At 53.3% G+C, this 25,735-nt stretch carries 20 protein-coding genes; 7 read left to right on the top strand and 13 right to left on the bottom strand.

Annotated elements, in window-relative coordinates:
* Positions 1 to 17 precede the first annotated feature (17 nt).
* The 7 genes from KI611_RS12600 (at position 18) to KI611_RS12570 (ending at position 10,049) form a co-directional block, all read left to right on the top strand.
* Complete coding sequence (locus tag KI611_RS12600) at positions 18 to 1,268, top strand: glycosyltransferase (protein ID WP_226415876.1); 1,251 nt, start codon at positions 18 to 20, stop codon at positions 1,266 to 1,268.
* A 55-nt stretch (positions 1,269 to 1,323) separates the two neighbouring features.
* Positions 1,324 to 3,756, top strand: a complete 2,433-nt coding sequence (locus KI611_RS12595; RefSeq protein WP_226415874.1) for a hypothetical protein — start codon at positions 1,324 to 1,326, stop codon at positions 3,754 to 3,756.
* Positions 3,757 to 3,940: 184 nt separating this feature from the next.
* A complete protein-coding gene (locus KI611_RS12590; RefSeq protein ID WP_226415861.1) occupies positions 3,941 to 4,711 on the top strand; it encodes a class I SAM-dependent methyltransferase in 771 nt (256 codons plus the stop codon).
* Positions 4,712 to 4,722: 11 nt separating this feature from the next.
* Entirely contained in the window at positions 4,723 to 6,414 is a 1,692-nt protein-coding gene (locus KI611_RS12585) for an asparagine synthetase B family protein (RefSeq protein WP_226415859.1), read from the top strand.
* A 97-nt stretch (positions 6,415 to 6,511) separates the two neighbouring features.
* A complete protein-coding gene (locus tag KI611_RS12580) occupies positions 6,512 to 7,378 on the top strand; it encodes an FkbM family methyltransferase (RefSeq protein WP_226419907.1) in 867 nt (288 codons plus the stop codon).
* Positions 7,371 to 8,357: a glycosyltransferase family 2 protein gene (locus KI611_RS12575; RefSeq protein WP_226415857.1), complete on the top strand. Its 987-nt coding sequence runs from the start codon at positions 7,371 to 7,373 to the stop codon at positions 8,355 to 8,357. The genes KI611_RS12580 and KI611_RS12575 overlap by 8 nt, the downstream gene beginning before the upstream one ends.
* 219 nt (positions 8,358 to 8,576) lie before the next feature.
* Positions 8,577 to 10,049 (top strand): lipopolysaccharide biosynthesis protein, encoded by a 1,473-nt coding sequence (locus KI611_RS12570; RefSeq protein WP_226415855.1) that lies wholly within the window; start codon positions 8,577 to 8,579, stop codon positions 10,047 to 10,049.
* A 52-nt stretch (positions 10,050 to 10,101) separates the two neighbouring features.
* Here the strand turns inward: KI611_RS12570 and KI611_RS12565 are convergent, their stop codons facing one another.
* The 13 genes from KI611_RS12565 to KI611_RS12505 form a co-directional block, all read right to left on the bottom strand.
* Positions 10,102 to 11,052 carry a polysaccharide deacetylase family protein gene (locus KI611_RS12565; protein WP_226415852.1) on the bottom strand — a complete coding sequence of 317 codons (951 nt, stop codon included), beginning with the start codon at positions 11,050 to 11,052 and terminating at the stop codon, positions 10,102 to 10,104.
* A gap of 20 nt (positions 11,053 to 11,072) precedes the next feature.
* Positions 11,073 to 11,990: a hypothetical protein gene (locus KI611_RS12560; protein WP_226415850.1), complete on the bottom strand. Its 918-nt coding sequence runs from the start codon at positions 11,988 to 11,990 to the stop codon at positions 11,073 to 11,075.
* A gap of 39 nt (positions 11,991 to 12,029) precedes the next feature.
* Positions 12,030 to 12,755: a hypothetical protein gene (locus KI611_RS12555; protein ID WP_226415848.1), complete on the bottom strand. Its 726-nt coding sequence runs from the start codon at positions 12,753 to 12,755 to the stop codon at positions 12,030 to 12,032.
* 66 nt (positions 12,756 to 12,821) lie between these two features.
* A complete protein-coding gene (locus KI611_RS12550; protein WP_226415845.1) occupies positions 12,822 to 14,210 on the bottom strand; it encodes a putative O-glycosylation ligase, exosortase A system-associated in 1,389 nt (462 codons plus the stop codon).
* 29 nt (positions 14,211 to 14,239) lie between these two features.
* Entirely contained in the window at positions 14,240 to 15,595 is a 1,356-nt protein-coding gene (locus KI611_RS12545) for a phenylacetate--CoA ligase family protein (protein WP_226415843.1), read from the bottom strand.
* Complete coding sequence (locus tag KI611_RS12540) at positions 15,592 to 16,815, bottom strand: glycosyltransferase (RefSeq protein ID WP_226415841.1); 1,224 nt, start codon at positions 16,813 to 16,815, stop codon at positions 15,592 to 15,594. Before KI611_RS12540 ends, KI611_RS12545 begins: the two co-directional genes overlap by 4 nt.
* A 1-nt stretch (position 16,816) precedes the next feature.
* On the bottom strand, positions 16,817 to 18,028 hold the full coding sequence (locus tag KI611_RS12535) for a TIGR04063 family PEP-CTERM/XrtA system glycosyltransferase (protein WP_226419906.1): 1,212 nt from the start codon (positions 18,026 to 18,028) through the stop codon (positions 16,817 to 16,819).
* Positions 18,028 to 19,935, bottom strand: coding sequence for an XrtA/PEP-CTERM system amidotransferase (locus tag KI611_RS12530; protein WP_226415839.1), 1,908 nt, complete (start codon positions 19,933 to 19,935; stop codon positions 18,028 to 18,030). The genes KI611_RS12535 and KI611_RS12530 overlap by 1 nt, the downstream gene beginning before the upstream one ends.
* A gap of 11 nt (positions 19,936 to 19,946) precedes the next feature.
* Complete coding sequence (locus tag KI611_RS12525) at positions 19,947 to 21,110, bottom strand: TIGR03088 family PEP-CTERM/XrtA system glycosyltransferase (RefSeq protein WP_226415837.1); 1,164 nt, start codon at positions 21,108 to 21,110, stop codon at positions 19,947 to 19,949.
* Positions 21,107 to 22,636, bottom strand: a complete 1,530-nt coding sequence (xrtA, locus tag KI611_RS12520; protein ID WP_226415835.1) for an exosortase A — start codon at positions 22,634 to 22,636, stop codon at positions 21,107 to 21,109. Before xrtA ends, KI611_RS12525 begins: the two co-directional genes overlap by 4 nt.
* Positions 22,633 to 23,847, bottom strand: a complete 1,215-nt coding sequence (locus tag KI611_RS12515; protein ID WP_226415833.1) for a TIGR03087 family PEP-CTERM/XrtA system glycosyltransferase — start codon at positions 23,845 to 23,847, stop codon at positions 22,633 to 22,635. The genes xrtA and KI611_RS12515 overlap by 4 nt, the downstream gene beginning before the upstream one ends.
* Before the next feature lie 6 nt (positions 23,848 to 23,853).
* Complete coding sequence (locus KI611_RS12510; RefSeq protein ID WP_226415830.1) at positions 23,854 to 24,888, bottom strand: FemAB family XrtA/PEP-CTERM system-associated protein; 1,035 nt, start codon at positions 24,886 to 24,888, stop codon at positions 23,854 to 23,856.
* Positions 24,889 to 24,894: 6 nt separating this feature from the next.
* Positions 24,895 to 25,734, bottom strand: a complete 840-nt coding sequence (locus KI611_RS12505; RefSeq protein WP_226415827.1) for an XrtA system polysaccharide deacetylase — start codon at positions 25,732 to 25,734, stop codon at positions 24,895 to 24,897.
* Between the last annotated feature and the right edge of the window lies 1 nt (position 25,735).

Genomic DNA, 25,735 nt, shown 5'->3' with positions numbered 1-25,735 from the left:
CTTCTCAATAGAAAAACATGAAACGCTTATTAATTATTGCCTACCATTTCCCCCCTTTGGCTGGCAGCAGCGGGATTCAGCGCACATTGCGTTTTGTGCAGCATTTACCAAAGTTCGATTGGGAGCCCATCGTTCTCTCGGCGGACCCCCGCGCCTACGAGCGTACCAGTGAAGATCTTATGAAGGATATTCCTGAGGGGGTGGTGGTTCGACGGGCCTTTGCCCTTGATACTGCACGCCATCTCTCCATTGCCGGTCGCTATATTGGTGCGATGGCCCGCCCTGATCGTTGGGTAAGCTGGAAAATCGGAGCTGTTCGTGAAGGAATGCGAATGATCAGAGAGTTCAAGCCGCAGGCCATTTGGTCAACCTATCCAATTGCGACGGCGCACTTGATTGGCGCCGAGCTTCAAAGGCGAAGTGGCTTGCCATGGATTGCCGACTTCCGTGATCCGATGGCGCAGGACGGATATCCAGCCGACCCGCTCGTTTGGCAAAGTTACAAATCGATTGAAGAGCGGACTTTGTCGACGGCAAGTTACAGTACCTTTACCACCCCCGGCGCAGCGCAGACTTACCGCTCGAGATATCCAAATTCAGCAGAGCGCATCGTGGTGCTCGAAAATGGTTACGATGAAGAAACGTTTGCCGAAGTGGAGAGTATTGGCCCTCTGAATCAAAAAATTCATCCGAAAGCAGTCACATTGCTACATAGCGGCATTGTTTACCCGGAAGAAAGAGACCCGACGCAGTTTTTTGCAGCGCTTGGCCAGCTAAAAACATCGGGGAAGATTCAGGCCGGCACTTTAAAAATTCGCTTCCGAGCATCTGTACATGATGATTTGCTCAACTCACTGGCCAAAAAATACGACGTTGCTGAATTTATCGATTGTCAGCCACCCATCCCATATCGGGAGGCGCTCGCCGAGATGCTTAATGCAGATGGGTTATTGGTCATGCAGGCATCAAATTGCAATGAGCAAATACCAGCGAAGATTTACGAGTATCTGAGGGCGAGGCGCCCAATTTTCGCTTTGACCGACCCGCTTGGGGATACTGCTGCAACGCTTCGGAATGCGGGGGCTAGTGATATGGCACGGCTCGACTCAAGCTCGGAAATCTGTGACGTCCTACCAGCATTCATTGATGCGATCAGGCGCGCAAAAGGGGCCTCGTCCTTGCCGCTTACACCGGCTATTGAACAGGCCTCACGAGTAGGGCGTACCGCTCAATTGGCGAAACTACTTGATTCAATCACGGCACGATGATGCTTGTGGCTTCAAATTCGGCTTCTCTTTCACCTGATTTTGCCAAGGCAAAAAAATGTTAAGCAGCGCCATAAATCTGCTGGTGGCCCTTGCTGCATTGGTGGCTGGAAGTGTTTTGGCTTTGAACTACCCGATTGGTCAGTTCACGGCATTTGTTTGCTTTCTTCTCTGCGCATTGCTTGTTTTTTATAGACCAAGTCATTTGCTTGTCATTATTCCTGCGATTTTGCCGGTGATTGGGTTTGCTCCGTGGACCGGCTGGATAAGTTTTGAGGAACTTGATTTACTAATTCTCGCTAGTGCAGCAGGTGGGTATGCCAGATGCGGCATTGATGGAAGGGAGCGTTCTAGCCAGCAGCGTACATCGTCGCTGTGTCTTGTGTTGGCTACCCTGATGTCAATATCGATTCTGATATCCATGACCCGTGGGTTTGCTGATGCAGGTGGTTTCCACTTTAGTTGGTTTCAAGGCTACGATGGCCCGATGAACAGCCTGCGAATTGGCAAGAGTTTCTTTTTTGCGCTGCTGTTGATTCCATTAATCACAAGATTTCAAGATTCCCCGGAAAACAAAACTGGCGGTAAATTGGCCTTGGGCATCGCGATTGGCCTCGGTGCTGCTTCGCTGGCAGCGCTATGGGAACGTCTGGCCTTTACCGATCTGCTGAATTTCTCAAGCGATTACCGGTCGACCGCCCTATTTTGGGAAATGCATGTTGGTGGTGCCGCACTCGATGGATGGTTGCTTCTGACATTTCCATTTGCCATCTGGGCTCTGCGGAATTCTCGGAGTACCGTGCAGTTTGCGCTATCAATGTGCTTGATCGGGCTTGGCCTGTATGCAGCGTTGACAACGTTTTCCCGGGGCGTTTATCTGGCGCTGATTATTTCCTTGCCATTGCTGGCATGGCAAACACGCGGGTATTTGAAACCAGCAGTGAAAGGACTCGAACCGTCAACTTGGGGGATAGGGCGGTGGATGATCGCGCTGGTGTTTCTCGGCGCAATGGCTGCTCTCGTTTTTCCCACAGGAGGGTACCGCGCACTCTCGGCGCTATTGGGGCTTGTGGCCATTTCGATATCAATTCCCTTCGTGCTGAGGGGCATGTCCTTCACGCAGTTTTTTGCCGGTGGTTTGGCCGGTTTGTTGTCAGGTACGCTGCTGGTTGTTTTAGCCAATTTTTTGCCCAAAGGCCCATATGTGCTTTATGGGCTTCTGTTCTTTGTAACGTTTTTGACAATATATTGGCAACCAACAAAGAAACCTCAAGGCAGGGCATACATCTGTACGACCAGCTTTGTTGCGTTGATGCTTTCTGCCGCAAATGTTGCAGATTTTTGGGGGGGGGTAGAGGCGTTGCGGGGAATGGGCTGCGCGCTATCAATGCTTTTCGTTTTATTTGTTTGGAATACTTTTTCCAGGCAGCCACTTTGGCCGAATGATCTACGTTGGCAAGGTGGTTTGCTAACGACTGCCGTTGCAACTAGTGCGGTGATAGCTGTATTTGTTGGTGGGGGCTATATGGAAGAACGCTTCTCCACCTCCGGAAAAGATCTTGATGGGCGGAAAACGCATTGGGCGCAAACAATAGGCATGCTCCAAACGCCGTGGGATATGACCTTTGGCAAAGGTTTGGGAAGGTTTCCGGCAAACTATTATTTTGCAATCCCGACTGGTGACTTTCCAGGGACGTATCAAATCAAGGAGCAAGAGGGCAATTCAATGCTCTCTCTCTCCGCTCCACGCCACCCAATGAGCTTTGGAGATATCTTGCGGGTTTCTCAGCGGATAGACATCGCTTCGGATGGTCCGTTTTCGGTTGAGTTAAAAGTCAGAGCCAAGGCGGATGTGGCGATTCATGCGGAGGTTTGCGAGAAGCACCTGCTTTATGTAGGTAACTGCGCAATTGGCCAAGCGTCAATCAAGGCGACCCACGGTGAGTGGCAGTCTGCACATATTCGACTGGAAGGCCCCGCATTAAACGGTGGCCCTTGGTATGCACCAAGATTAAAGATGTTTTCATTGGGGATTGGCAACCAGAGTGGAACTGCTGATATCGACGATGTGGTGCTGACCACCGTCGGAAGCGAAAATCTTCTGGAAAACAGTGGGTTCAATAATCAAATGCAGCGCTGGTTCTTCAGCAGTGATCACGACCACATGCCATGGCATGCCAAGAATCTGCTAGTGAATGTAATGTTTGATCAAGGTACTTTGGGTTTGATGGTCTTCCTGCTGCTTACCGCTAGCGCGCTATGGCGCTTGAATTTGGGCCGAGCCCGACAGCATGAGCTAGCGCCCTACCTGACTGCCGCGATCATTGGATTTTTGGCTGTTGGCATGTTCGATAGCCTGACAGACGTGCCACGCTTGGCTTTTCTCTATTATCTGCTGATCTTATATGCATTATCTATTGGCTTGCGCTCCCGGAGGCGAACGTCACCTCAATTCAAGCACGCTGCGTCAGAGTCGCCAGCGGTCCGGTGATAAATCGCCAAAGTTTAAGGTACGTCGATTTAACCACCAGTTTTCCCGTGCAGGGCTTTATGATTACGGCTTATCCGGAATCAATATCGGCGGTTCTCCGGTTTAGGGTAGGGGATTTGAGGAGGGGGTTTTGACTTCCATCTTGATGACTCATTCAATTTCAGGTCTATAGAGCTCATCCATTATGCGTACCGATCTTGCAGCATACCGTGCCACTCATTCGGAACAAGAGCGTATCGCTGACCTCTTTGCGCTGCTGCCGCTTAGCGGGAGGCTGGCGCTAGACATCGGTGCCCGAGACGGATACCTTGCCAATTTGCTCGCCGAAAGATTTGACAAAGTCGTAGCACTTGATCTTGCCAAGCCAGACATTGATCACCCCAAGATTGAACCAGTCCAAGGTGATGCGACTTGTTTGCAGTTTTCCGCTAATCACTTCGATGTTGTCTTGTGCGCAGAGGTTTTAGAGCACCTCCCCGACAATATCCTTGCCAAAGCCTGTAGCGAAATTGCTCGGGTCGCTGGAAATTACGTTGTAATCGGAGTTCCCTACCGTCAGGATCTCCGATGTGGGCGAACTACTTGTCAGTGTTGTGGCGCAGTAAACCCGCCTTGGGGCCATGTCAATTGCTTTGATGAAGCGAGACTCAGAGCCCTCTTTCCAAGCTTGACTTGGGAGCGCTCAACTTTTGTCGGGAGCAACCTTGAACGTACCAATTTTGTTTCCGCCGCACTTCTGGATTTTGCCGGGAATCCGTTCGGCACTTGGCAGCAGGATGAACCCTGTGTCCATTGCGGCCAATCAATTGGCTCGGCCAAGGCACGCAGCCTTGAACAGCGTCTCGCTACTCGCACAGCATTCATATTGAATCGGTTACAGGCAAGTTTTCTCAAGCCCCAAGCTAACTGGATCCATGTTCTGTTTTCAAAACACTCGGCCAAATTAAACGCATGAATCGTAGCCCCATGAAACCTAACAACGCTCATTTCACATCGGAATTTCCCAGTGCGGCATTCAGTTCTGGTCGACACCAGTTCAAGGATAAACAGCTTCAACAGATTGCCCAGGAGAGGGGTGGGGTTGCGGCATGGACGGAAGCGTTCAAGCGCTCGGGGGAGCGAGCACCATTGGCCGTCCAAGGCGATTTTGCTGTCGCAATTTTAGGCTCGAATGGTCGTGCTTTCATTGCTGTGGATCGCTTTTCCGTTTGCACTCTTTGCTATCAGATAAAGAATGGTCAGCTTCATGTGGCGGAACGGGCAGATGACCTCGCCGGCAACGATGGAGAACTTGATCCGCAGGCGCTTTACGATTATCTCTACTTCCATATGATCCCGGCTCCACGCACCGTGTTCAAAGGAGTCTACCGATTGCCGGCGGGACACTATGCCCTGTTTGAAAACGGACAACTCACGGTCGCTCCTTGGTGGAAACCGCACTTTGTCGAAGACCAGCGGGTACCGGTCGGCGAATTGAAATCCGAGTTCCGGCAGATTTTGCGCGATGCCGTGACCGACCGACTTGATGGCGAAACGACAGGATGCTTCCTCAGCGGCGGTACCGACAGCTCGACGGTGGCCGGGCTGCTCCGGGAGGTTACCGGGCAGCCTGCCAGAGCCTTTTCCATTGGTTTCGAGGCGGCCGGCTATGATGAAATGGAGTATGCGCGCATCGCCGCCCGGCACTTTGGTGCCGAGCACCACGAATACTATGTGACACCGGATGATCTGGTCCGCAGTATTCCCGAAGTCGCCGCCTCGTACGATCAGCCCTTCGGCAACTCCTCCGTCGTTCCATCCTTCTATTGCGCCAAGGCGGCGCGCGAAGCCGGCGTCACCCGGATACTGGCCGGCGATGGTGGCGACGAGTTGTTCGGCGGCAACACACGTTACGCCAAGCAGCGAGTTTTTGGCACCTACGAGCAGATTCCCGGTGTCCTGAGGCACGGCCTGCTCGAGCCTTTGCTGACTGGCACCGCGCTGCCGGGACGGATCCCTGGCATCAGGAAGGCCGTCAGCTACGTCGAGCAGGCCAGTGTTCCGATGCCGGACCGGATGCAAATGTATAACCTGCTGACTCGGCTTGGCCTCAGTGAGGTGCTGACCCCGGAATTCCTCGCCCTGGTCAATCCGCAAGATACGCTGCGTCAGCAGCGCGATGCCTACCGCTCGGGGGACGGTCAGGCGCTGGTCAATCGCATGCTCTGGTACGACTGGAAATACACATTGGCCGACAACGACTTGCCGAAGGTCTTGGGGGCCACTAGCCTAGCTGGCCTGGAGGTGGGATTTCCGCTTCTCGACGACCGGTTGGTTGATTTTTCGATGCGGCTCGACCCAGAATTAAAGCTCAAGGGGCTGACCCTGCGCTGGTTCTTCAAGGAGGCTCTGAAGGACTTCCTCCCGCCGGAAATCATCACCAAGAAGAAACACGGCTTCGGCCTGCCGTTTGGAGTATGGGCCGTCAAGCATGCAGGGTTGCGAGAACTAGCTCTGGAATCTGTCAATTCTCTGCGCAGTCGAAACATTGTCAGAGGGGATTTCATTGACCGCTTGATTAAGGAGTATCTGCCACAGCATCCTGGCTATTACGGGGAACTGGTATGGGTATTGATGATGTTGGCGCAATGGCTGGGGCAGGGGAGATGGCTTCGTTAAAATTCGTCATCGCCATCTTTGCCTTGTCCCAGATCGGCTATTCCGCGACTTAGCTGTTTCAAGGTTAAGGTCGAAAACAATAAGGCTTGCTGTGCAGATGATCGCGTTAAAGAAACTCCCCATATATATCCGTGAATTTGGCCTTGGTGCAGGGGTGATGATTTTTGCGGCTGTCGAGATCGCCATCCGCCAATGCTCCGGTCGGATAATTCCGCTTTCGGTTCCTGGCTATGCTGAAAAGATATTCATCAGGGACTCTGTGGCTGATCGGAGTACCTTCTGGCAATGTCTGGTCCAGCGTCAATATGACATTAAGAGGTTCCCCCAGTGTGCCCATCTTGTCGCGCACTATAACGAAATATTAAGGCAGGGGAAGGTTCCGCTAATTATCGATTGTGGCGGCAATATTGGTCTAGCTGCGATCTGGTTTGCGCGGGAGTTTCCGAAGGCCAACATCATTTCGATCGAACCCGACGACGCCAATCTTGAGATATTTCAGTTCAATATTCGGGCCTTCAAGGAGCGAATTACGATCATCAAGGGCGGCATATGGAACAAGCGTGGTTCGCTGAAAATCATCAATCCCGAATCAGGGGCGGCCGCATTTCGCGTTGTCTATTCTGAGGAGTCGCATACTCAGGGGGCGATCAGTGCTTATACCATTGATGATCTCTGCCTACTCGCCGGATCCGACAATCCGCTTATCGTGAAACTGGATATCGAAGGATCGCAAGCGCAACTGTTTTCAAGTGATACCGAGTGGGTCGGCAGAACCGATCTGATCACACTGGAACTCGATGACTGGTTACTTCCATGGCAGGGCACCAGCAGGAATTTTTTCTCCTGTCTTTCTAGTTACCCGTTCGACTATTTGCTGGGTGGTGAGAGCATTTTCTGCTTTAGGGACAATATTAGTCTCCTAAGGAAGCCCCCCGGCCCTGTCGAGGAGGCTGCAGATGTTTGACAATTTGTTCCTAGAACATAGGACGATTGCTGTTGTAATTCCTTATTTTCAGCGTGAATCAGGAATTCTGATCAAAGCACTGAACTCGGTTTTCTCGTCGGAAGGCGTCAGTGATGTACGCATTATCGTGGTTGACGACGACTCTCCTGTATCAGCAAAAAGTGAACTTGCAAACCTTGGTCCCACGCGATTTCCGGTTACCGTTCTTGAACAAGCCAATACGGGGCCAGGGGGGGCGCGCAACACGGCACTAGATAATTTGCCTGCGGGCACAGACTATGTCGCATTCCTCGACTCCGATGACGTCTGGAATAGCAGTCATCTTAAAAATGCCATGATTGCGATGGCTGCTGGATATGACGTCTACTTCTCAGATCATGTCCAGTTAGGCGCTGAAACCAGCGCTTTTCATCGTGCCGGGCGAATTGTCATAGAGCAGCATCCCCGAATTGGAGGGCGCGACGACTTACGCGCTTACGAAGGTGACATGTTCGACCAGATCATTACAGGAAACGTAATTGGTACTCCAACAGTTGCCTACAATTTTCATAAATTTTCCAAACTGCGTTTTCGTACGGACCTAACCTCTGCCGGTGAGGACTACCTTTTCTGGCTCGAGCTCACATCTAAAGGCGCTAGTTTTTCTTTTGGTGTATTTCCAGAAGTTACATGCGGAAAAGGCGTAAATGTCTATGCCGGTGCCGGATGGGGTACCGAGGGCCATGCTCGCCGTGTTTTACACGAGCTAGCCTACAGGCAGGCTTTGGTGACGCTCTACACTCTGAATCAGCGCCAATTTCATATAGTCGTTTCTGCTATTAAGAGCCTGCGCGATGCGTTCATTGTTGATTGCCTGCATCGCTGTATTCATCGGAAAAAAATTGACTGGAAGTTGGTAGTAATGGCTTTGAGGCAGGAACCGAAAATTATCGCCAGATTTCCAATAGTTATTTTTAAAAAACTCTTTGGCACTACTTAAAGAGATTTTTAGCAAAATCAGGAGAACCGAAAAATGACGCAGCATCGCGCAACGCAATAAGCTCTGTTCCCCTACCCAATGCCAGTTTTTCTGATCTGATGACCTTGCTCCAAACAACCATTTCTCTTGGTTCTGCATTGACCTGTTGATTGCGTTTGGAATATTTCTTGCCGGATTCCCATTTAATGTAGGACTAGTTTTCCGTGGAGTAGTTTGATAGTGCCCGAGTTTAAGAAATCAGAAGATGCGGGCAAACCCGCAAAACGCATGACAACAAGAAAAGCTCTCGCCTTATCCTTCTTGGATCGATATTCCGGACTCGTCTTGCATACCCTTTCGGCAATGGTAGTAGCCAGGCTATTGACGCCAGGAGAGATTGGCGTTTACTCGGTTACCATGGTGTTATTAGGGTTTGTAGCAACTTTCCGTGATCTTGGCGCAGGTCAGTATCTGGTCCAACAGAAGGAACTGACTCCGGAACGTATTCGAGCGACTTGGAGCGTACAGCTTGGCCTGGGTTTGTTCCTCGCCTTAATCATTCTTTCCGCGGCCAGTCCAGCATCCATGTTCTACAACGAACCTCGGATGTTTGAGGTTATGTTGGTGCTTGCGCTCAATTTCGCGATTACTCCATTTCTCGCCTTTCCCTACGCTTGGCTCGCACGGGACATGCGTTTCGGTACGATTGCAGTCATCCGCTTTTCGGGCTCGCTTGTTCATGCTAGTGCTGCAATAGGGTTGGCCTGGGCTGGATATGGCCCAGTGAGTTTGGCCTGGGCGAATGCCTTGACTACGCTCTCAGGAGTCTTGGCTATCTGGTTGTTGGCGCGTCCCGATATGCCTTGGAAGCCAACATTTCGCGGAATATCAGAAGTTGTCTCATTCGGCGGAAAACTAACACTGACATCCCTAATGAACACTCTGGTTGGAGGTGCTCCAGAGCTCGTTCTCGGCAAGGTTCAGTCGATGGTCGAGGCCGGTCAATTTAGTCGCGCTCAAGGATTGGTAAGTATGTTTCAGCGGCTGGTCATGGATGCAGTGAATGCGGTGGCATTACCTTACTTTGCCAAGCAATCTCGCGAAGCCAAGAGCCTTGGCAGCGCCTTCATCGTTGCGATGGAACTGGTAACGGGATTAGGGTGGGCATTTTTTGCTGGGATCGGTATTCTTGCTTATCCGGCAATACATATCCTCTATGGTGATCAATGGGGGGCGGCGGTAGACCCTGCCCGTTGGCTAGCCATAGCCTGTGCCATAACAATTCCTTCAGCAACTTGTTATGCACCTCTGATTGCCGCAGGCGCGGCAACCGAAACCATGAAAATAACCATGCTAGCGACCTTGCTGACCTTGGGCGCTACCGTGCTTGGCGCTCAGGCCGATCTTGTTAGCCTGAGTCAACTACTGATGGTTGCCGCATCCATCACTTCGCTTCTGTGGCTTCGACTGGCTAGGGAACAGCTCGGTTTTTCTGTTGCCGCTCTTTGTCGCTGCTGGCTCAAGAGTCTGTGTCTGGCGATTGGTACTATAGCCATTCCCTTGGTGACAGTAATGCAGTTTGGGTGGCGCTCTCCGGACATATATATAACCACGCTTATCTCCGTTAGCGGTGGGGCCCTTGGGTTCTTCGTCGCGGCCTATGCGACGAAACATCAGGTCTGGATCGAACTGCGCAAGGCAATTAAAAGATAAAACCAATATCGCTGCTAATTTCCGAGGGAATTACCGTGGCATCCGGGGCGCCTCAATGGCGGCTGCTGCGAATATGGAGGATGCTACGTGCTGCAAATCGGAGAGGCGTTCGATCCCACGGCGTAAAGCGTGGCAGATGAAATATCTTTGAACTAGCACTTGCACAAGCCTGCTCGGTAGTGACTGCCGCTTGAAAACCAAGCTTTTTAACCATCTCTCCGTGCCGTACTGAGCAATCTTTACCCGGTACCCCATTGGGATAGGCGAAGACATTGATGGCTTCGCCGAGAATTGATTCCAGCTCAATTTTACCTGCCTCTATTTCGGCAAAGGCTTTGTCGTCATCAAGAAGTTCAAGAATCGGGTGGGTCTGTGTGTGCGCACCAATTTCAGCACCTGCAGCATGTAATTGTTTTAGCTCGGTACTAGTCATCATTAGTTCACTTTGCCCGGGGACATGATTAAGGAAAGCAATTTCGCGTGCAATTTGCGTACGTTTAACGTGTTCGAAATACTTGAGTTTGCCAAGTATTGTCTCGTAGGTCCGGACGCGGGAAACCGTATCGGTAAGTGTATAGGCTCCCAAGGAAAATTTGCTGAGATCAAATTGCCCAGCCTCTGCATTTCGCACGGCTTCAATTATTTCATCATTCCACATCCTGCCGCCATCAAGGAATGAAGTTGCTATAAAGAAGGTTGCTGGAATGCCATATCGGTTAAGGATTGGCCATGCAACTTCGAGATTGTCTGCATAGCCGTCGTCAAACGTGATTACCGCTGCCGCTGCCGGGAGTGTTCCATTCTGGATTCGCCTTGCTGCTTCGCTGAGCGTCAGTACATTAAAATTACGAGCAATAAAACGTGCCATCCAGTTGAATTGCTCCGCCGAAGGCTCAAAGGGCAGCATCGGATCGGGCTGTGGTAAAACCCGATGAAAAATGAAAATATTGAGTTTTGCTGAGACTCCTGCTGGCGAAAGAGCACGAAATATGAGTGGAAGCAATTGATCGGCTCCGTTAAAATTTATTTGTCCCGCAAGGCGAAACAGGTTTCCCGTGCCACTTGTGCGTAACGACCAGTATTGAAGCGGACGTATCCGATAAAGTGAAGGAAGACAGTTTTCGGCCGCTCTCGTCCTGGATGGCAATATTTCGGGTGGGGTAGTACGCGAGCTTTGGGCGAATTGGAAACCATGAAATTTGAAGTGAACTGTTCCGTTCCCCAAGCGCTCCATTTTTCACCCAGAATATTCCCCATAACTTGGCTGAAAGCTCTCAGTTTTTCTCGGCTAAGGCTACCTGGTGCAAACCCAGAAAAACCGGCACAGCCACGCACATATTTAGCAGAAACGGCTTCTGGCAATTGATTCAAATTAGACTCTGCAAGGATCTGGATGTGTTCGCCAGATTCTGCTCGTGGCTTAGCCCATTGGGATGCTTCGCTGCATGATAAAAAATTCTGATTGTCTTCCGTTGCAAGGACAAATGAGCTTCCATCGACAACGGCATTTCTTACCTCAGTCATTTCTGAAAGTGAAACCGTGTCAGCATCGAGTTGAATTACATAGTCGCTTTGTACGAAATCGGAAATTGCAATTAGCCGTTCCCAGCATCCGCCTTGTGGCATTCCTGGCTCACGATAATCAGCAGCATGCACGAATTCTACGCCAAAGACATGTCGTGAAATTTGCGAACGATCCGAATCTAAAATACTTGGGTCGCACACAACAATAATTCGCCGAGGATGGAGAAAACGGCAGAATGATTTTATTGCCAAAAGATAGGCATCGACATCACGGTGATGAACCATGGAAAGAGCAATAAATGGGTCGTTACCCATGGTGATGGGGGGGGTTGTGATTATTTGGCGCAATTCTCGATCAAACCGATAGCGATTAATTCTCGTCAGAACTTTTTTCAGAATATTATTTAAGTTGAGCATATGAGGCCAATTTAATAGATTAATACTACTCAGAACAGATTAATCTTGCCATTTTCCTAGGCGTTGAAGACGATTGCGTAGGCCAGGCAGAGCGAAACCCAATTCGTAGGCCCGTTTGGCGGCTCCCACTGATTTTTCATAATCTTTCATCTCAAGGTAGGCGAAAGAAATATATACGTACGTGTCAATATTCACTGCATCTAAAGCTTCCGCTTTTTCTAGCTGTTTTTTGGCTTCTGCAGTTTTTCCTCGGCGGGCGTAGTAGTAACCATATATCGCACGAATCAAGGCATCGTCAGGCGTAAATCTAACCGCTCGCTGGAAAAAACAATGGACGCGAATGAGGGCTCCCGGCAAGGTTTCAGCTTTGTACCGAATACTCAAATCTTCCATTGCGGCCAGAGCCTGCGGATGATTTGGGAAGGCCCACAATGTATAGCCGAAACCCGCCGCCGGAGGGAGTTCATTCGCATGGCGTGACGACTTTTGCTTACCCTGAAGATACGCTTGATATTCAAGAGAGAAATGCGCTCCTTCAACAAGCTCGCGGTCGGCCGGTCCCGCTGCGCGGTAATCAAATGGACCATATTTGTTCGGAATCCAGAGTGGGCGGCAGTCAGGTTCGTAAATGTCCTCGGCGGGCCAGCGTTGCGCCCAGTCCGGATAATGTCCTTGGTTCAGGGCGGCTGAAACGCCATTGGCAAGTGATATGCAGACTAGAAAGATCGAAGCATGTGGAAATTTAAACAAGGAGATAGTATTCATGGAAAGCCTTGCTGCCAGGGGAAAGAACACGTGTATCAAGTCGGAAAATGCCAACGGAAACACCTCCTAAAGTTGCAGGTTCAATGGTTGTTGCCCCAAGCGAGCGTTTGTATTCGCCGGAAAATTTGATATGGCCTGTTCACCGGAGAGTTGATCCAATATCCAACGTTTTGCCAGGATCACAATAATCAAGATGTTGTATGGTAAGTCGTAATAGGCCAAGCTTAAAAATGCACCGCCGACTGCATAACCTATAAGTGCAACTTGGCACATTGCGCCAAGATCTTTGCACCAGAGAGTTTGTTCTGCCATGCCGCCATTCTTGATTAGCCAGCTGGCAGTGCGCCATACCGACCACCAGATTCCAAAATAAAGAAATAGGCCGATAAAGCCATGTTCGCCGAGAACTTGGAAATAGATGCTGTGGGCTGCGTGAACGTCTAGTGGGTCTGGTGCAAATATTGCGAATATTTGCGGTGTGTACATATCGAATCCCGCCCCAGTAATATGTGTCTTGGCAACGTTAAATGCGGCCCACCACGCATTTATGCGTCCCATCGCCGAGGCATCCTCTTGATAATTCTGAATTGTGTCCATTCGAGAGGACCAATGCTCGGGCATGAAAGCAATCATGGCAGCGCCCATCACCACGATAGCTGCTCCTAAAGCCATTTTCTTTGGACTCTTTACCCACAAATAAAATGCCATTGCTGCAATAGCCAGCAGCGCGCCGCGTGAATGACTTCCCAACGATGCTGCCGCAGTGAGCAACATCGCAGCAGTTAGCCCGTGGCGCACCCATTTTCGAGTAGTATTTAACTGCAGAAATCGCATCAAGGGGATCGTTATAATCAATGCCAATGCGAGCTCATTGTTGCCCCCGATAAATCCGCCAGGGCCCCACACACGGTAATTTCCGCCGGTTAGGATAGTAAAAATTCCACCTTTTATTCCATAGAAACCTAATGAAAGGACAACAACCCAAACAAATATTTCGATGTGCTTGCGAGTTCTCAATAACATGAGAATTACGAAAGTCATGAAATAAATCTTCATGACTTTTATCAGCATCGACGTACTGCCTTCGATGTCGTACGAAAAGAAATAGGTAAAGCATATCCAGCACATAAAAAGTGCTAGCCATTTAGAGGGAGTCTCTACGAAAGGATTTAGCCGGTCTTTGTTGACCATCAAACCGATTAGCGTTGCAACGGCTACGATGGCAGCGACTGGAAAGCTTAAGGCGAATCCATAAGTCAGGCTGTGAGGATTCATCAGGCTGACCCAAGTCCATAACATTGCGCCAACCCATGGCTGACGCAATGCATATAAGCTACCTCCCAATACGATTGAGACAACTAGTAGGTCACGCACTGGATCACTTTCTCCAACAATGATTTGTGACTCAGGCTGAGTATCGAAGTCATTGTTTGGAACGCCGATGAAATAGAACAAAAATAATCGGTTATCAGGTCCAGCACCTTCTAGTTCCCCATAACCAAGCTCTGAACATATCGGTATTTGCCAGATTTTTCTCTAGGTATATCGTCTACGCGGAGTACATGAACATTTACCGTCTGCCCGAGTCGTGCTTTGATTCCATCGGAAATCAGAGTTTCCACCTGTTGAGTGCAGCTATCTCCGAGAACAATGTGAACCACAACGCGTTCAAGTGTTTCCTGGACGACTTTGAAGGCTGTAATACCGGGAATGTCCCGAATCGGGTAGACCAACGCTAAGCCATGCATAATGGTGCCATCGGTGGCCATGACAAAATCTGTAGTACGTCCCTGTATCTCTTCGAGCATTGGCAGGCCGCGACCGCATGCACAATTTGCCTCGGACAAGATTGCCACGTCGCCGGTTCGGTAGCGGATGAAGGGGAATTCGCTGGTTGCTAGGTGGGTAACGACAACTTCACCTGCGCTGCCATTGGGGAGTGCGTTGCCGTCCTTGTCGACGATTTCGACAATGATGTCTTCAGCGGTGATGTGCATTCCACCTTGGGGGCACTGGTGGGCGATGAAACCGGCGTCGCGTCCTCCATATCCGTTGGCGACCGGGCAGCCAAATACTCGGGCGATATCGTTACGTTGATGGTCGTAAAGTCGTTCCGAGGTCACGAAGGCTACCTTGATGCCGAGGTTGTTCATCGCTATGCCATGCTTTTCGGCATGGCGGGCGATCAGCGAAAGGGATGACGGATAACCGAACAGCATGGCGGGGGCGGTTGTCCTGATGGTGTCGACAAAACCATCAAGGTTGGCCTCGTTCATTTCAAAGGCGGGGAGCAGTCGGGTACGCAACAGGTAGTCGCGGATCTGGCGCACGCGGTCCTGCGAGGTTAACTCGATGGGGCTCCCCCAAACTACAATTTCCGGGTCACCAATGTCTACATTCCACCACCGGGTAGCGCGCCATTTGGCGGCTACGTCATGGCTGACTCGTTCGTTACCGATAAAGAAAATAAGCGGCTCTCCGGAGGATCCTCCGGTATTGAACCGAGCCAGTTTTCCAGCATGCTCGGCTTTGAGGCGTTCCTGATTTTTCCGGATGATCGGCTTGGTCAGGAAGGGAAGCCGTTTCAGTTCATTTAGCGAACTGATCTCTTCCGCGCGAAAACCCAGGCTGGCAAAAAGGTCTCGATAGTAAGGGACATCGCTTTGCGCTTGCGTCAGCAGACCCCGTAACCTTTCCAGTTGCAGGGACTCAAGACGCTCGCGTGACCACCATTGGGTCTCTTCCAGTCGCTTGTGTACATTTACCGTGCTGTGGTGCTTGAGGCGTTCGTGTATGGGAAATATGATTCCGGAAACAAGTTTTGTGTAAAGCCCGCTCATATTGTCTGCCTTGGTTTTCGCGAAATATGCATGAATTTTTTGCACAGTCGCGTTACGCGATCGTCCCAGGAGTTGCTCTCTGCATAAGTGCGGATAAGCTGTTTCTCCCAGTGCCGTTCGAGTGATTCACGGATTGCCTTGGCCAATGCCGCACCGTCGCCAAAAGGTACAACAAAACCCAATTGGTCGTTACTGACGACTTCCTGGTTGCCACCAACATCTGTTGTGACAACGGGTAAGCCACAGGCCATGGCTTCGAGGAATACATTTGCCCAGCCTTCGTTACTCGTTGCCAGAACAAAAACGTCGGCTGCCGAGAGTGCCGATGGAAGCTCGTCAGGTTGTATAGGCCCGAGGAGTTTGACGCATTTTTCGAGTTTGAGTTGTTTGACTTGTTGTTCGAGTTCTGGGCGGTTATTGCCCTCAGCGCTTCCGCCGCCAACGATCAGGAAAATCAGCTCAGGAAATTCCAAGACTAGTTGGGGGAGTAATTCAATGACTCTATGGAAACCTTTTCTCGGCACCAGACCACCAACTGAAATCAGTACTTGGGCGCTTGGCGGGATACCCAGTGAATTCCGGCAAATGGCTCGATCGCGTGGCGAGAAGCGCTGGGCATCAACACCATTGCCGACCACTTCAATCTTGGCGGGATTGGCTCCGTGGGCGATGGCCAGCTTGCGTAAAGACTCTGATACCGAAAATACCTGTGCGGCTTGCTCGATTGCTTTCAAAAGCTTCCGGGAAAATCTGTCATCCTGGATGTGTCGAGTCTCAGTTCCTCGCAGGGTTATGGTGAATGGAACCTTGAGCCATTTCGCCAACAGGCTTGCCGCATAGCCATCTGGATAAGCAAAATGGGCATCAATGATATCCAGACGTCCTTCGCTTTTGAGCTGGCGCATGCGCGGAAGCACACTTAGCGCCATCATCAATCCATCCAGTGTCTTTAGAAGGCTGGGTATCGAGAAAAAGCGGGGGTACCAGACATCAATACCTGATTGCTTTTCATAGGCCGGAGCGCCGGGGCGAAAATGGGGCTTGATTCGGCGAAGCAAGCCTTGAAGGGGAAACCATGGCGTTGGCGCAATTACCGAGACAGGGAGCTTCTGGCCAACCCGAAACATGCGTTCACGAATGAATAACCCGGCCCCAGGCTGAATCCGACTCGGGAAAAGGCTGGAAAGAACGACAATATGGGGTTGTCGTGCTTCTGGCATCCTAAATACTCTTACCGATCAGGCGCTGGTAAGGGGCTGTGTAATTGGCGACGCTGTTTCGCCAATTACGCACATTTTCGACAAAGGTTCGGCCGTTGGCTTTGAGTTCAGGCCAGCGATCTTGTTCATCGAGCAACGATAGCAGGGCATGGGTCAACGAATTGCGATCTCCTGCCTTGAAGAGGATGCCGTTCTTGTTGTGCTCGACGAGTTCCTTGTGCCCACCGACATCCGAAGCAACAAAAAGCTGGCCTTGGGCCATCGCTTCCAGTGGTTTCAGCGGGGTAACCAGTTCAGTCAAGCGCATCGGATGACGCGGATAGGCGAGGACGTTGATCAGGTCGTAATAACAGTTAACGTCACTGTGCGGTACGCGACCAGTGAAAACAACAGCATCCTTCAGGCCAAGCCTTTCCGCTTGCTGGCGCAGATTCGCTTCTTGTGGCCCGCCACCGACCAGTAAAACCCGAATGTCAGGCCTTTGCTCGAGAAGGGCAGGGAGTGCATCCAGCAACAGATCGAGACCTTCGTAGGCATAAAAGGAACCGATGAAGCCGATCACGGTTTTGCCGGTGAGCCCCCATTTTCTCAACAGTTCAGTATCCGGTGGGCTGGCCAGATTGAATGAGGCGATATCGACGGCGTTCGGGATGACGGTGACTTTATCGGCCGGAATGCCGCGCCCCACGATGTCAGCCCGTAGCCCTTCACAGATGGTAAAGACATGGTCGACCTGTTTGATGGCGCGGGTTTCAAGTTTTCGCGTGGCACGGTAGCGCAGGCTACCTTCCGTCGTACTGCCGTGGTCGACCGCTGCATCTTCCCAAAAGGCGCGAATTTCGTAGACGACGGGTATGCCCAGCTTACGGGCAACCTTGATGGCCGGGAGTGCATTGAGAACAGGGGAGTGGGCGTGAATTATGTCGGGGCGAATCTCGCGGGCGACTTCTTCAAGCCTCGTTTCCAGTTGCTTCATCAGCGCCAACTCTATGCCGAGTGGCAACTTGGTCAGTATGCCGCGCGGCGCAGGGGTGCGGTAGAAGCGTAGGCCGTCGACGTCTTCAAAGGGGGCCGAGACTTCACCCTGCTTGGGTGAAGTGAGGTGGAACGTTTCCCAGCCGAGGGCACGCTGTTCGCGCAGCAGGGCCGCCGTGCGGAAGGTGTAGCCACTGTGTAGCGGGATGGAGTGGTCAAGAACGTGCAGTGTGCGAATCATGCCGGTTCGCCTTGTTCCATGACGTTACGCAGGAAGGCTTCAAACATCAGCATGGTCCAGATCGGGGCGCTGTAGTCACGACTACCGTTGTTGTGGGCGTCGACCAGATGCTGAAGGTAGTCGCGATTGAACCAGCCGGTATCGGCCAGACGGGGGCCGAGCAGCGATTCCTGGACGCGCTGCTTGAGCGGGCCGCGGAACCAGCGGGCAAGCGGTACCGAGAAACCCATTTTCGGACGATAGAGCACGTCGTTCGGGAGGTAGGGCTCCATCGTCTTTTTAAGCAGGTATTTGGTTTCCTGGCCGCGGATTTTCTGTGAGGAATTCAAGGTCGCCAGCCATTCGATTAATTCGTGGTCCATCAGCGGTTCGCGAACCTCAAGCGAATGGGCCATGCTCGCCCGGTCTACCTTGGTGTTGATGTCACCGATCAGGTAGGTTTTCAGGTCGAGGTACTGGATCAAGGCCAGCGGGTCATCGGTATTGGCTTTTACTGCATGTCCCGTGAAAACTTCACTGGCATCATAGCCGCCCAGCGCGGCTTTGAATTTCGGGCTGAACAGTTGATTGCGCATCGGGGCACGCAAGATCGAAACCGAGTGGAAATAGGCTTCGACCGAGGTTCTGGCCATGCCTTCAAAAGTGGTCTTGGCACGGAAAACGCGCGGCGCCCAGTCGGCTTTCGGGTAGAGCTTGCCGAGCGCCCCGAAGATGGGCCGGCGCAGGCTCAAAGGCAGGGCCGACCGCATTTTTTCTTCCATCAGGTGCATCTTGTAACGACGATAGCCACCGAAGCTTTCGTCGCCACCGTCGCCGGAAAGCGCAACCTTGACGTGCTTGCGGGCCAGTTCGCAGACGCGGTAGGTGGGGATGGCCGAGCTGTCGGCATAGGGCTCGTCGTAGAGCTTGGCCAGCGTGTCGATGAGATCGAAGTCGTCGCTCTCGACGACGTCGAGGTGATGATTGGTCTGGTAGCGGTCGGCTACCATCTTGGCGAATTCCGATTCGTTGAAAGCCGGGTCGGAAAAGCCGATGGCGCAGGTGTTGACCGGCGTGTTCGACAGGCCGGCCATCATCGCCACCACCGCGCTGGAGTCGACGCCACCGGAAAGGAAGGCGCCGAGCGGTACTTCGGAAATCATCCGGAGGCGGATCGATTCTTCGAGGCGGTGAGTGAGTTCGGCACAGGCATCGGCGTCATTGATCGGGTTGTCGAGCGTAAAGCGGACATCCCAGTATTCGCGAGGCTCGCCGACCGGCTGGCCACGGCGGAGCAGCAGGGTTTGGGCCGGCGGCAGCTTCCTGGCTTGCTTGAAGATGGCGCGCGGTTCGGCGACGTAGCCGAGGGCGAAGTATTCCTCAACCGCGCAGGGATCGATGTCGCGCTTCAGGCCGCCATGGGCGAGCAGGGATTTGAGTTCCGAGCCGAACAGGAAGGTTCCGTCATCGAGCAGGGCGTAGAACAGCGGCTTGACGCCGAGCCGGTCGCGAGCCAGGAACAGGGTTTCACGGTTGCGGTCCCAGAGGGCGAAGGCAAACATGCCGCGAAAACGCTGGACGCAGCTCTCACCCCAGGCTTCCCAGGCATGCACGATGACTTCGGTGTCGCTTCGGGTGTGGAAGGTATGGCCCAGTGCCTGGAGTTCGGGGATGAGTTCCTGGTAGTTGTAGATTTCGCCGTTGAAGACGACGCAGACGCTGTTGTCTTCGTTGTAGAGCGGTTGCTGGCCAGTCGACAGGTCGATGATGGAGAGCCGCCGGTGGCCGATTCCGACACCGGGTTCGATATGCAGGCCACCTTCGTCCGGGCCGCGATGGAATTGTGATTCGTTCATGCGGTTGAGGACCGCACGGTCGATGTCGCGTTTGCCTCGGATGTCAAAAATGCCGGTAATGCCGCACATGGGGTTTCCTGTCAGTGCTTTGCGTTTGCACCGGTACGGTGCAGGAGTTTGTCATAGGTGCCTTGGTAAGCTGCCACCATGGCCTTCATGCTGAATTTTTCTTCGACCGTCTGACGTCCGGCCAGGCCCATGTCGCGAGCTACATCGGTTTGCGTGGCGAGGCGGACGATTTCCTGGGCCATTGCTTCGGGATCGGCTGCCGGGATGACTTGCCCTGTCTTGCCGGCGATCACCAGATCGGCGTTGCCACCGACATCGGTGGCGATCACCGGCAGGCCGGAGGCCATGGCTTCCAGTATGGTGTTCGAGATGCCTTCGGCCAGTGAGGGCAACACAAAACAATCCAGACCACGCATGATTTCCGGGACATCGTTACGCTCGCCGGGTAACCAGGCCAGATCACCAACTCCAGCCATTTCGAGAAGCTGTTGGCATTCGTTACGCAACGGGCCATCGCCTACCATGACCAGGCGCAGACGTTGCCTCAATTCGGGGGCGATCTCCAGTGCACGAATGAAGGCATGAGCCAGAGTCGGTTGATCCTTGACGGTCTGCATGCGACCTACGGTGCCGACCAGCCAATGGGCTGGGCGGGAGAACGGGCAGCCGACGGCCGTCTGATCGGCCGGGCCGGAGTGAAAGCGGATGGAGTCGACACCGTTATAGACCTGAAGCACTTTGGTTTGGGGGACGCGAATTATACCGATGAGATACTCGGCGAGGTCGCGTGAGAGTGCGAGGTAATAACTCACGAATGGACGGTAAAACCGTCTCACCCGTTGATAGGTGATATTGCTGCCATCAAGATCACCGACGTCGCGGCCGTGCTCGCCGTGAATGCGCACCGGAACGCCTGCCGCCCAAGCGGGAAGTTGGGCTTCCAGGGCTGCCAGATTGCGGCTATGGACGATGGCCGGGCGTAGTTGGCGAAAAATTCTGAACAGTTTCGGGAACAGCCAGATACCGTGACCGGGAGCCTTGTTCAGCGAAATGAACTGGACGTCGTCGCGTTGGATGCGGTTTTTGAAGTCGGTCACTTCGGTGAGGGCAATTACCGCGTGGCGATAGCGATCTGCCGGCATATGGTTGATCAGGTTGACCACACCATTTTCCAGACCGCCCGTATCGAAACGGTACATGACATGGGCGACGAGGGGGCGTTGGTCGTAACTCATCGTTGGTTACGGGTAGACGTGAGCATCTGGTTGATCTGGCCCCGGGCCTTTTCTGCAAAGATGGGGAGACTTTCCGCAGCGATTTCGCGGGGGGCGTAAAGCATGATGACCGCCGAGTCATCGCCTTGGCCGCGCAGGCGGGAGATGGCTGTGAGTAATTTGGCCTCGGCATCGGAGGCGGTCAGTGTGCCGTTGATCCAGTACCACTGCCAGACGACGAGGCGGGTTTCCGGCGTGCCGACCTTGCCGAGAAGCTCTGCTGTGCGGATAGTCGGAGGCAGGCCGTCAAGCTTGAGGGGCAATGCGCCTCTGGTCGTGACTGCCCAGGTTTTATCGGTACTGACAGCCAATGTGTTGGTCGAAGTTACCAGCTTGTGCTGGTAATCCTGGTTCCGGTAGTAACCGATGTACAGGCCAACTGCTTTTCCATCCATTACGTAACTCGCCTGGTTCTCGGCTGACTGGCCGGTATAGGCTGGCTGCCAAGTCGTGATCGGGGTGGTTTCACGCCAGCCTTCTGGTGGCAGTAACTGTGCGAGATTCGGGGCATTGGCCTGATCGGCCTTGGTGATTGCAATAAACGCCAGCGGTCCGGCTGCAGTAAGCAAGGCAATACCCAGCATCGCCAGCCAAGTTTTTGTCGGCGCAGCCTGAACGGTTCCGGTGAGTACGGCAGATTCGTGGTGTTCCTTGGGGGCTTCGCTCCAGCGCATGCCAATCATGAACATGACCATGATGACTAGACCGAAGAAAACCCAGCCGTAGATCAGGTGATCGACGCCGGCTGCAAGTTTGTTCCCAGACAGGTGCCCAAGCATGACGATCATATAGGCGCGCAGCCAGTTGGCGACGATTGGAACAAGAACGGAAGCGATGATGAAGATCAGGCGCCGGCGTAGAGAAACGTAATTGAGGTAGGCGAACAGGGTTCCAACGGTAACCGAGGCAATGATGTAACGGATTCCACTACAGGCTTCGACGACCGACCAGCGCCCGGACGGGATAATGAACTGCAGACCTTCCTGATAGACAGGTATGCCACTGGCGCGCAGAGCCAGGATGGTAAAGGTAGCTGTCCATTCCATCAGCTTCGGCATCAGGAAATCGCCGAATGGTACGGAAAAAAACAGGAAGGCGAGGGGGAAGGCGATACGCTTGCTGACGCGTATGCCAAGCAGAGCCATGGTGGCGATCACCAACGTTGCGACCAGAGCAAACTGGGTAAGTGCGTTGACTGCGGTTAACTCGCCAAGGAGCCAGAGAAAGGTGGTTAAAGCGACCGGCAGCGCTAGCAACAGCGAGGCTCTTGGTTGTTCGGCGAGAAGTTCGGTGCGCTGACGCCAGATCAGCCAGAGCGTAATCGGGGGGACGATGAAGGCATGAGCATAGGTGTCGGAGCGCGCCCAAACATTGACCATGGCGACGACGGTGTCCCAGTACCAGAAAACCAGCCAGGCGATCAGCGCAAACAGTAATGGAATGGCATGTCGCCACGAGGGAGTGAGTCCGCGGGCTGAGATGCTCATGTTCCTCCTCCCATGACAGGAGACGAGATATAAGGATCGATACCGCTCATGTGCGCCTCCCAACTGTAACGGGCGATTACTCGAGCCCGCGCAGCCCGGCCGATGAGCGCTGCGCTTTCAGGGTCGTCCAATTGTCCGGTGATGGTCTCGATGAATTCAGACGCGCTGGTTGCGGTGAGCAATTCGGTTGTTTTGTTGGCATCCACCGCAGCAGCGCAGTCGGCGGTGGCAATGACCGGGCGTTCCATAGCCATGGCTTCGAGAATCTTGTTCTGAATGCCGCGGGCAATGCGCAGCGGGGCGACCACGACGCCAGCGTGCTGCAGGTAGGGACGGACATCGGGCACCGTTCCGGTAACGATGACATCGTCGCCGGCTAGTGCCTGAACCTCGGGCGTCGGGCTACGACCGACGATGTAAAAGCGAATTTTCGGTCGGTACCGGCGCAGTCCGGGCAATACTTTGCTGGCAAACCAGGTTACCGCATCGACATTTGGCCAGTAATCCATGGCGCCAGTGAAAACGACGGGGCTTTCGTCGCTGGCGTAGGGCGATGGACGTTCCGGATCCGGGCAGAAGTAGTCGGCATCGACTCCGTTGCACATGGCCTCGACGCGTACGCCGCATTCTGGGGCCTGTTTGGTGAAGAGCTCGGCCTCGGCCTCGGTGACGAAAAACGAACGAGTGGACAGGTGCGCCATCTCGCGTTCGTAGGCGAGCAGGATTTTGCCCTCGCGGCGGTAAAGCCAGGACATCGGCCAGCGATGCTTGGGGGCGTATTGAGTCCATTTGGCGGAGTCGACGTCGACGAAATCGATGAGCACCGGCATCCGTCGCTTGTCCTCAACGTATTGCGCCATGGCTGAAGAGAAAATCACCGCTGCGTCGATTTTCTCGGCATGGCAGGTGGCATCAACCCAATTCTGCAGCGCGGCATCGCGGTAATAACGCAGCGTCAGGGGTTCGCCGGCGAGCAGGCCATTGAGACTGCGGATCTTGGCAAAGCGCGGGTCAAGCCTGGCAACATGGAGATCGGCGCACATGCCGCGTAGCGTGGCGATGTGTTGTTCGTCGTCGGGGTCGTCGATGAAGGTGCCGAGAAAGACGCGGTGTTGCTTGAGCAGGTGCTTGAGCAGATTGTACGAACGTACCTTGTCGCCTTTGTTAGGAGGGTAGGGCAGGCGATGGACGAGATAGAGAATGTTGGCCAAAGCGACTCAGCCCAGGTTGCGAACGATGTGCGGCCCAAGCCAGTTGGCGAGTCCGATCGGCATACGCCGCCAGGCTTCGATGAACAGCTTGTATTTGGCGTTGTTGGGGTTGTTCTGGGGGATGCCGTCACGCTTGTAGAGGCAGTATTCGTAATGCAGCGGCTGCGGCTCGAAGCCCCAGTTTTTCTTGAAAGCATAAGGCCCGGTGCCGGTCTTGCTGCGGCCGTAATCGAAGAGCTTGATACCGCGCTCACAGGAGCGGCGCATCAGTTCCCAATACTTGAAGTCGTTGGCGGCCAAATGGCGGGCGCTTTCATCATCGCCGGCGTAGTAGGGCAGCACTTCGTCGCGGAAATAGAAGGAGAGCACGCTGCTCAGCAATTGGCCGTCGGGCGCGGTGACGGTCAGTACTTCGCAATCGTTGCCGAAAACCTTGAGGAGGGTGTCGAAATAACGCTTGGGCATGGCCGGCGTACCGTGGCGATGTACGTTGTCGGCAAAGAGCTTGAAAAATCGGTCTGCGTTGCGATCTACCGTACTGACCAGATCATTCTTGATGCCTTTGCGGACCATGGCGCGCTGCTTGCGCGGAATGGCCAGCATGTTGGCTTCGACGTCAGGCAGGATTTCCTTGCGGAAAGTGACGTATAGATCCTGCGTTGGCCAGTCGGAATGGCGTGGCGCGACATTGCGAAATTCGAGGTGTTCGACATCCAGTGTTTTTGCCAACCGTTGCGCTTCATCCTCCAGTGCCTGAGCGGCATCCTGATTGTTCGCGGCAATCCCGCCGTATACGGCAAAGGGCATGGCAATCAGCGCATTGCCGAAGAGCAGGCTTTTGACGTGGGCCATGGGCAGCACGCCCTGGATCTCGCCGGCTTGCTCGGCATAAAGGAAATAGGTCGGGTGGCGAAATACGTCGCGCAAGATGCCTTGCCAGGCAGATCGGTGAAAGAAGCTGGCTTCCGGGCAGGCAAAGACAAATTCGTCCCAGCGTCTTGCATTCCCTTCGTCAGAAGGGGCCAACTGCTTGATGATCATGGTGTTTCAGGCCTCGGCTAGAAAGAGTTCGTCCATTCGGCCCCAGGAGAAGTCGGCCAGCAGACGATTGAGGCGATGCTCCATGCGATGGATATTGACGTAGTGACGAAAGCGGGTTTTGGCACCAATGCCCGGAATACGCGGTTGTCCGGCGTCGATTTCCCAAGGGTGGAAATAAAAGACCGCCGAGAGTTTGTCTACCGTGTTGACGCGCTGAATCATCCAGCGTGACAGGCCATAAGGCATCAGTCGGAAATATCCGCCGCCGCTGGCCGGCCAGTTGCGGTTGAAAAAACGCAAGGTGGTGGCAGGAATCTCAAGCAGCTCGCCTACCTTGTGCGCATGGCGCGGGGCATTGGGCATTCCATAATGGTCATGCTTGATCGGATAGATGCTGGAACTGTAGTGATAGCCGGCGCGTTCCAAACACTCGAAGGCCCAGAGATTCTTTTCACCGATGGAGAAGCTTGGGGCGCGGTAGCCTTTCACTTCATGTCCGGCAAGATCTTCAAGGATCAGCTTGGCAACCTGAATGTCAGAGAAAAATCCTTCGGGCGTCTGGTCGCTGGCTCGTTCGTGTCCGTAGCCGTGGCTGGCGATTTCATGGCCACCGGCAACGATCCGCCTGACCAGTTCCGGGTAGCGCTCGGCTATCCAACCCAGCGTGAAGAAGGTGGCCTTGGTATTGTGCTCATCCAGCATCGCCAGGATGCAGTCGACATTACGTTCGACGCGGCATTCGCGAATGGGCCATTCGCTACGCGGGATATGTGGTGCGAATGCCGAAACCTGGAAGTAGTCTTCGACATCAATGGTAAGTGCGTTGATGGTGGGCTGAGCGGTCATG

It is taken from the genome of Dechloromonas denitrificans (assembly GCF_020510685.1).
In the GTDB taxonomy this organism is placed as follows: Bacteria; Pseudomonadota; Gammaproteobacteria; order Burkholderiales; family Rhodocyclaceae; genus Azonexus; species Azonexus denitrificans_A.
This window is presented reverse-complemented; position numbering and strand designations above follow the sequence as displayed.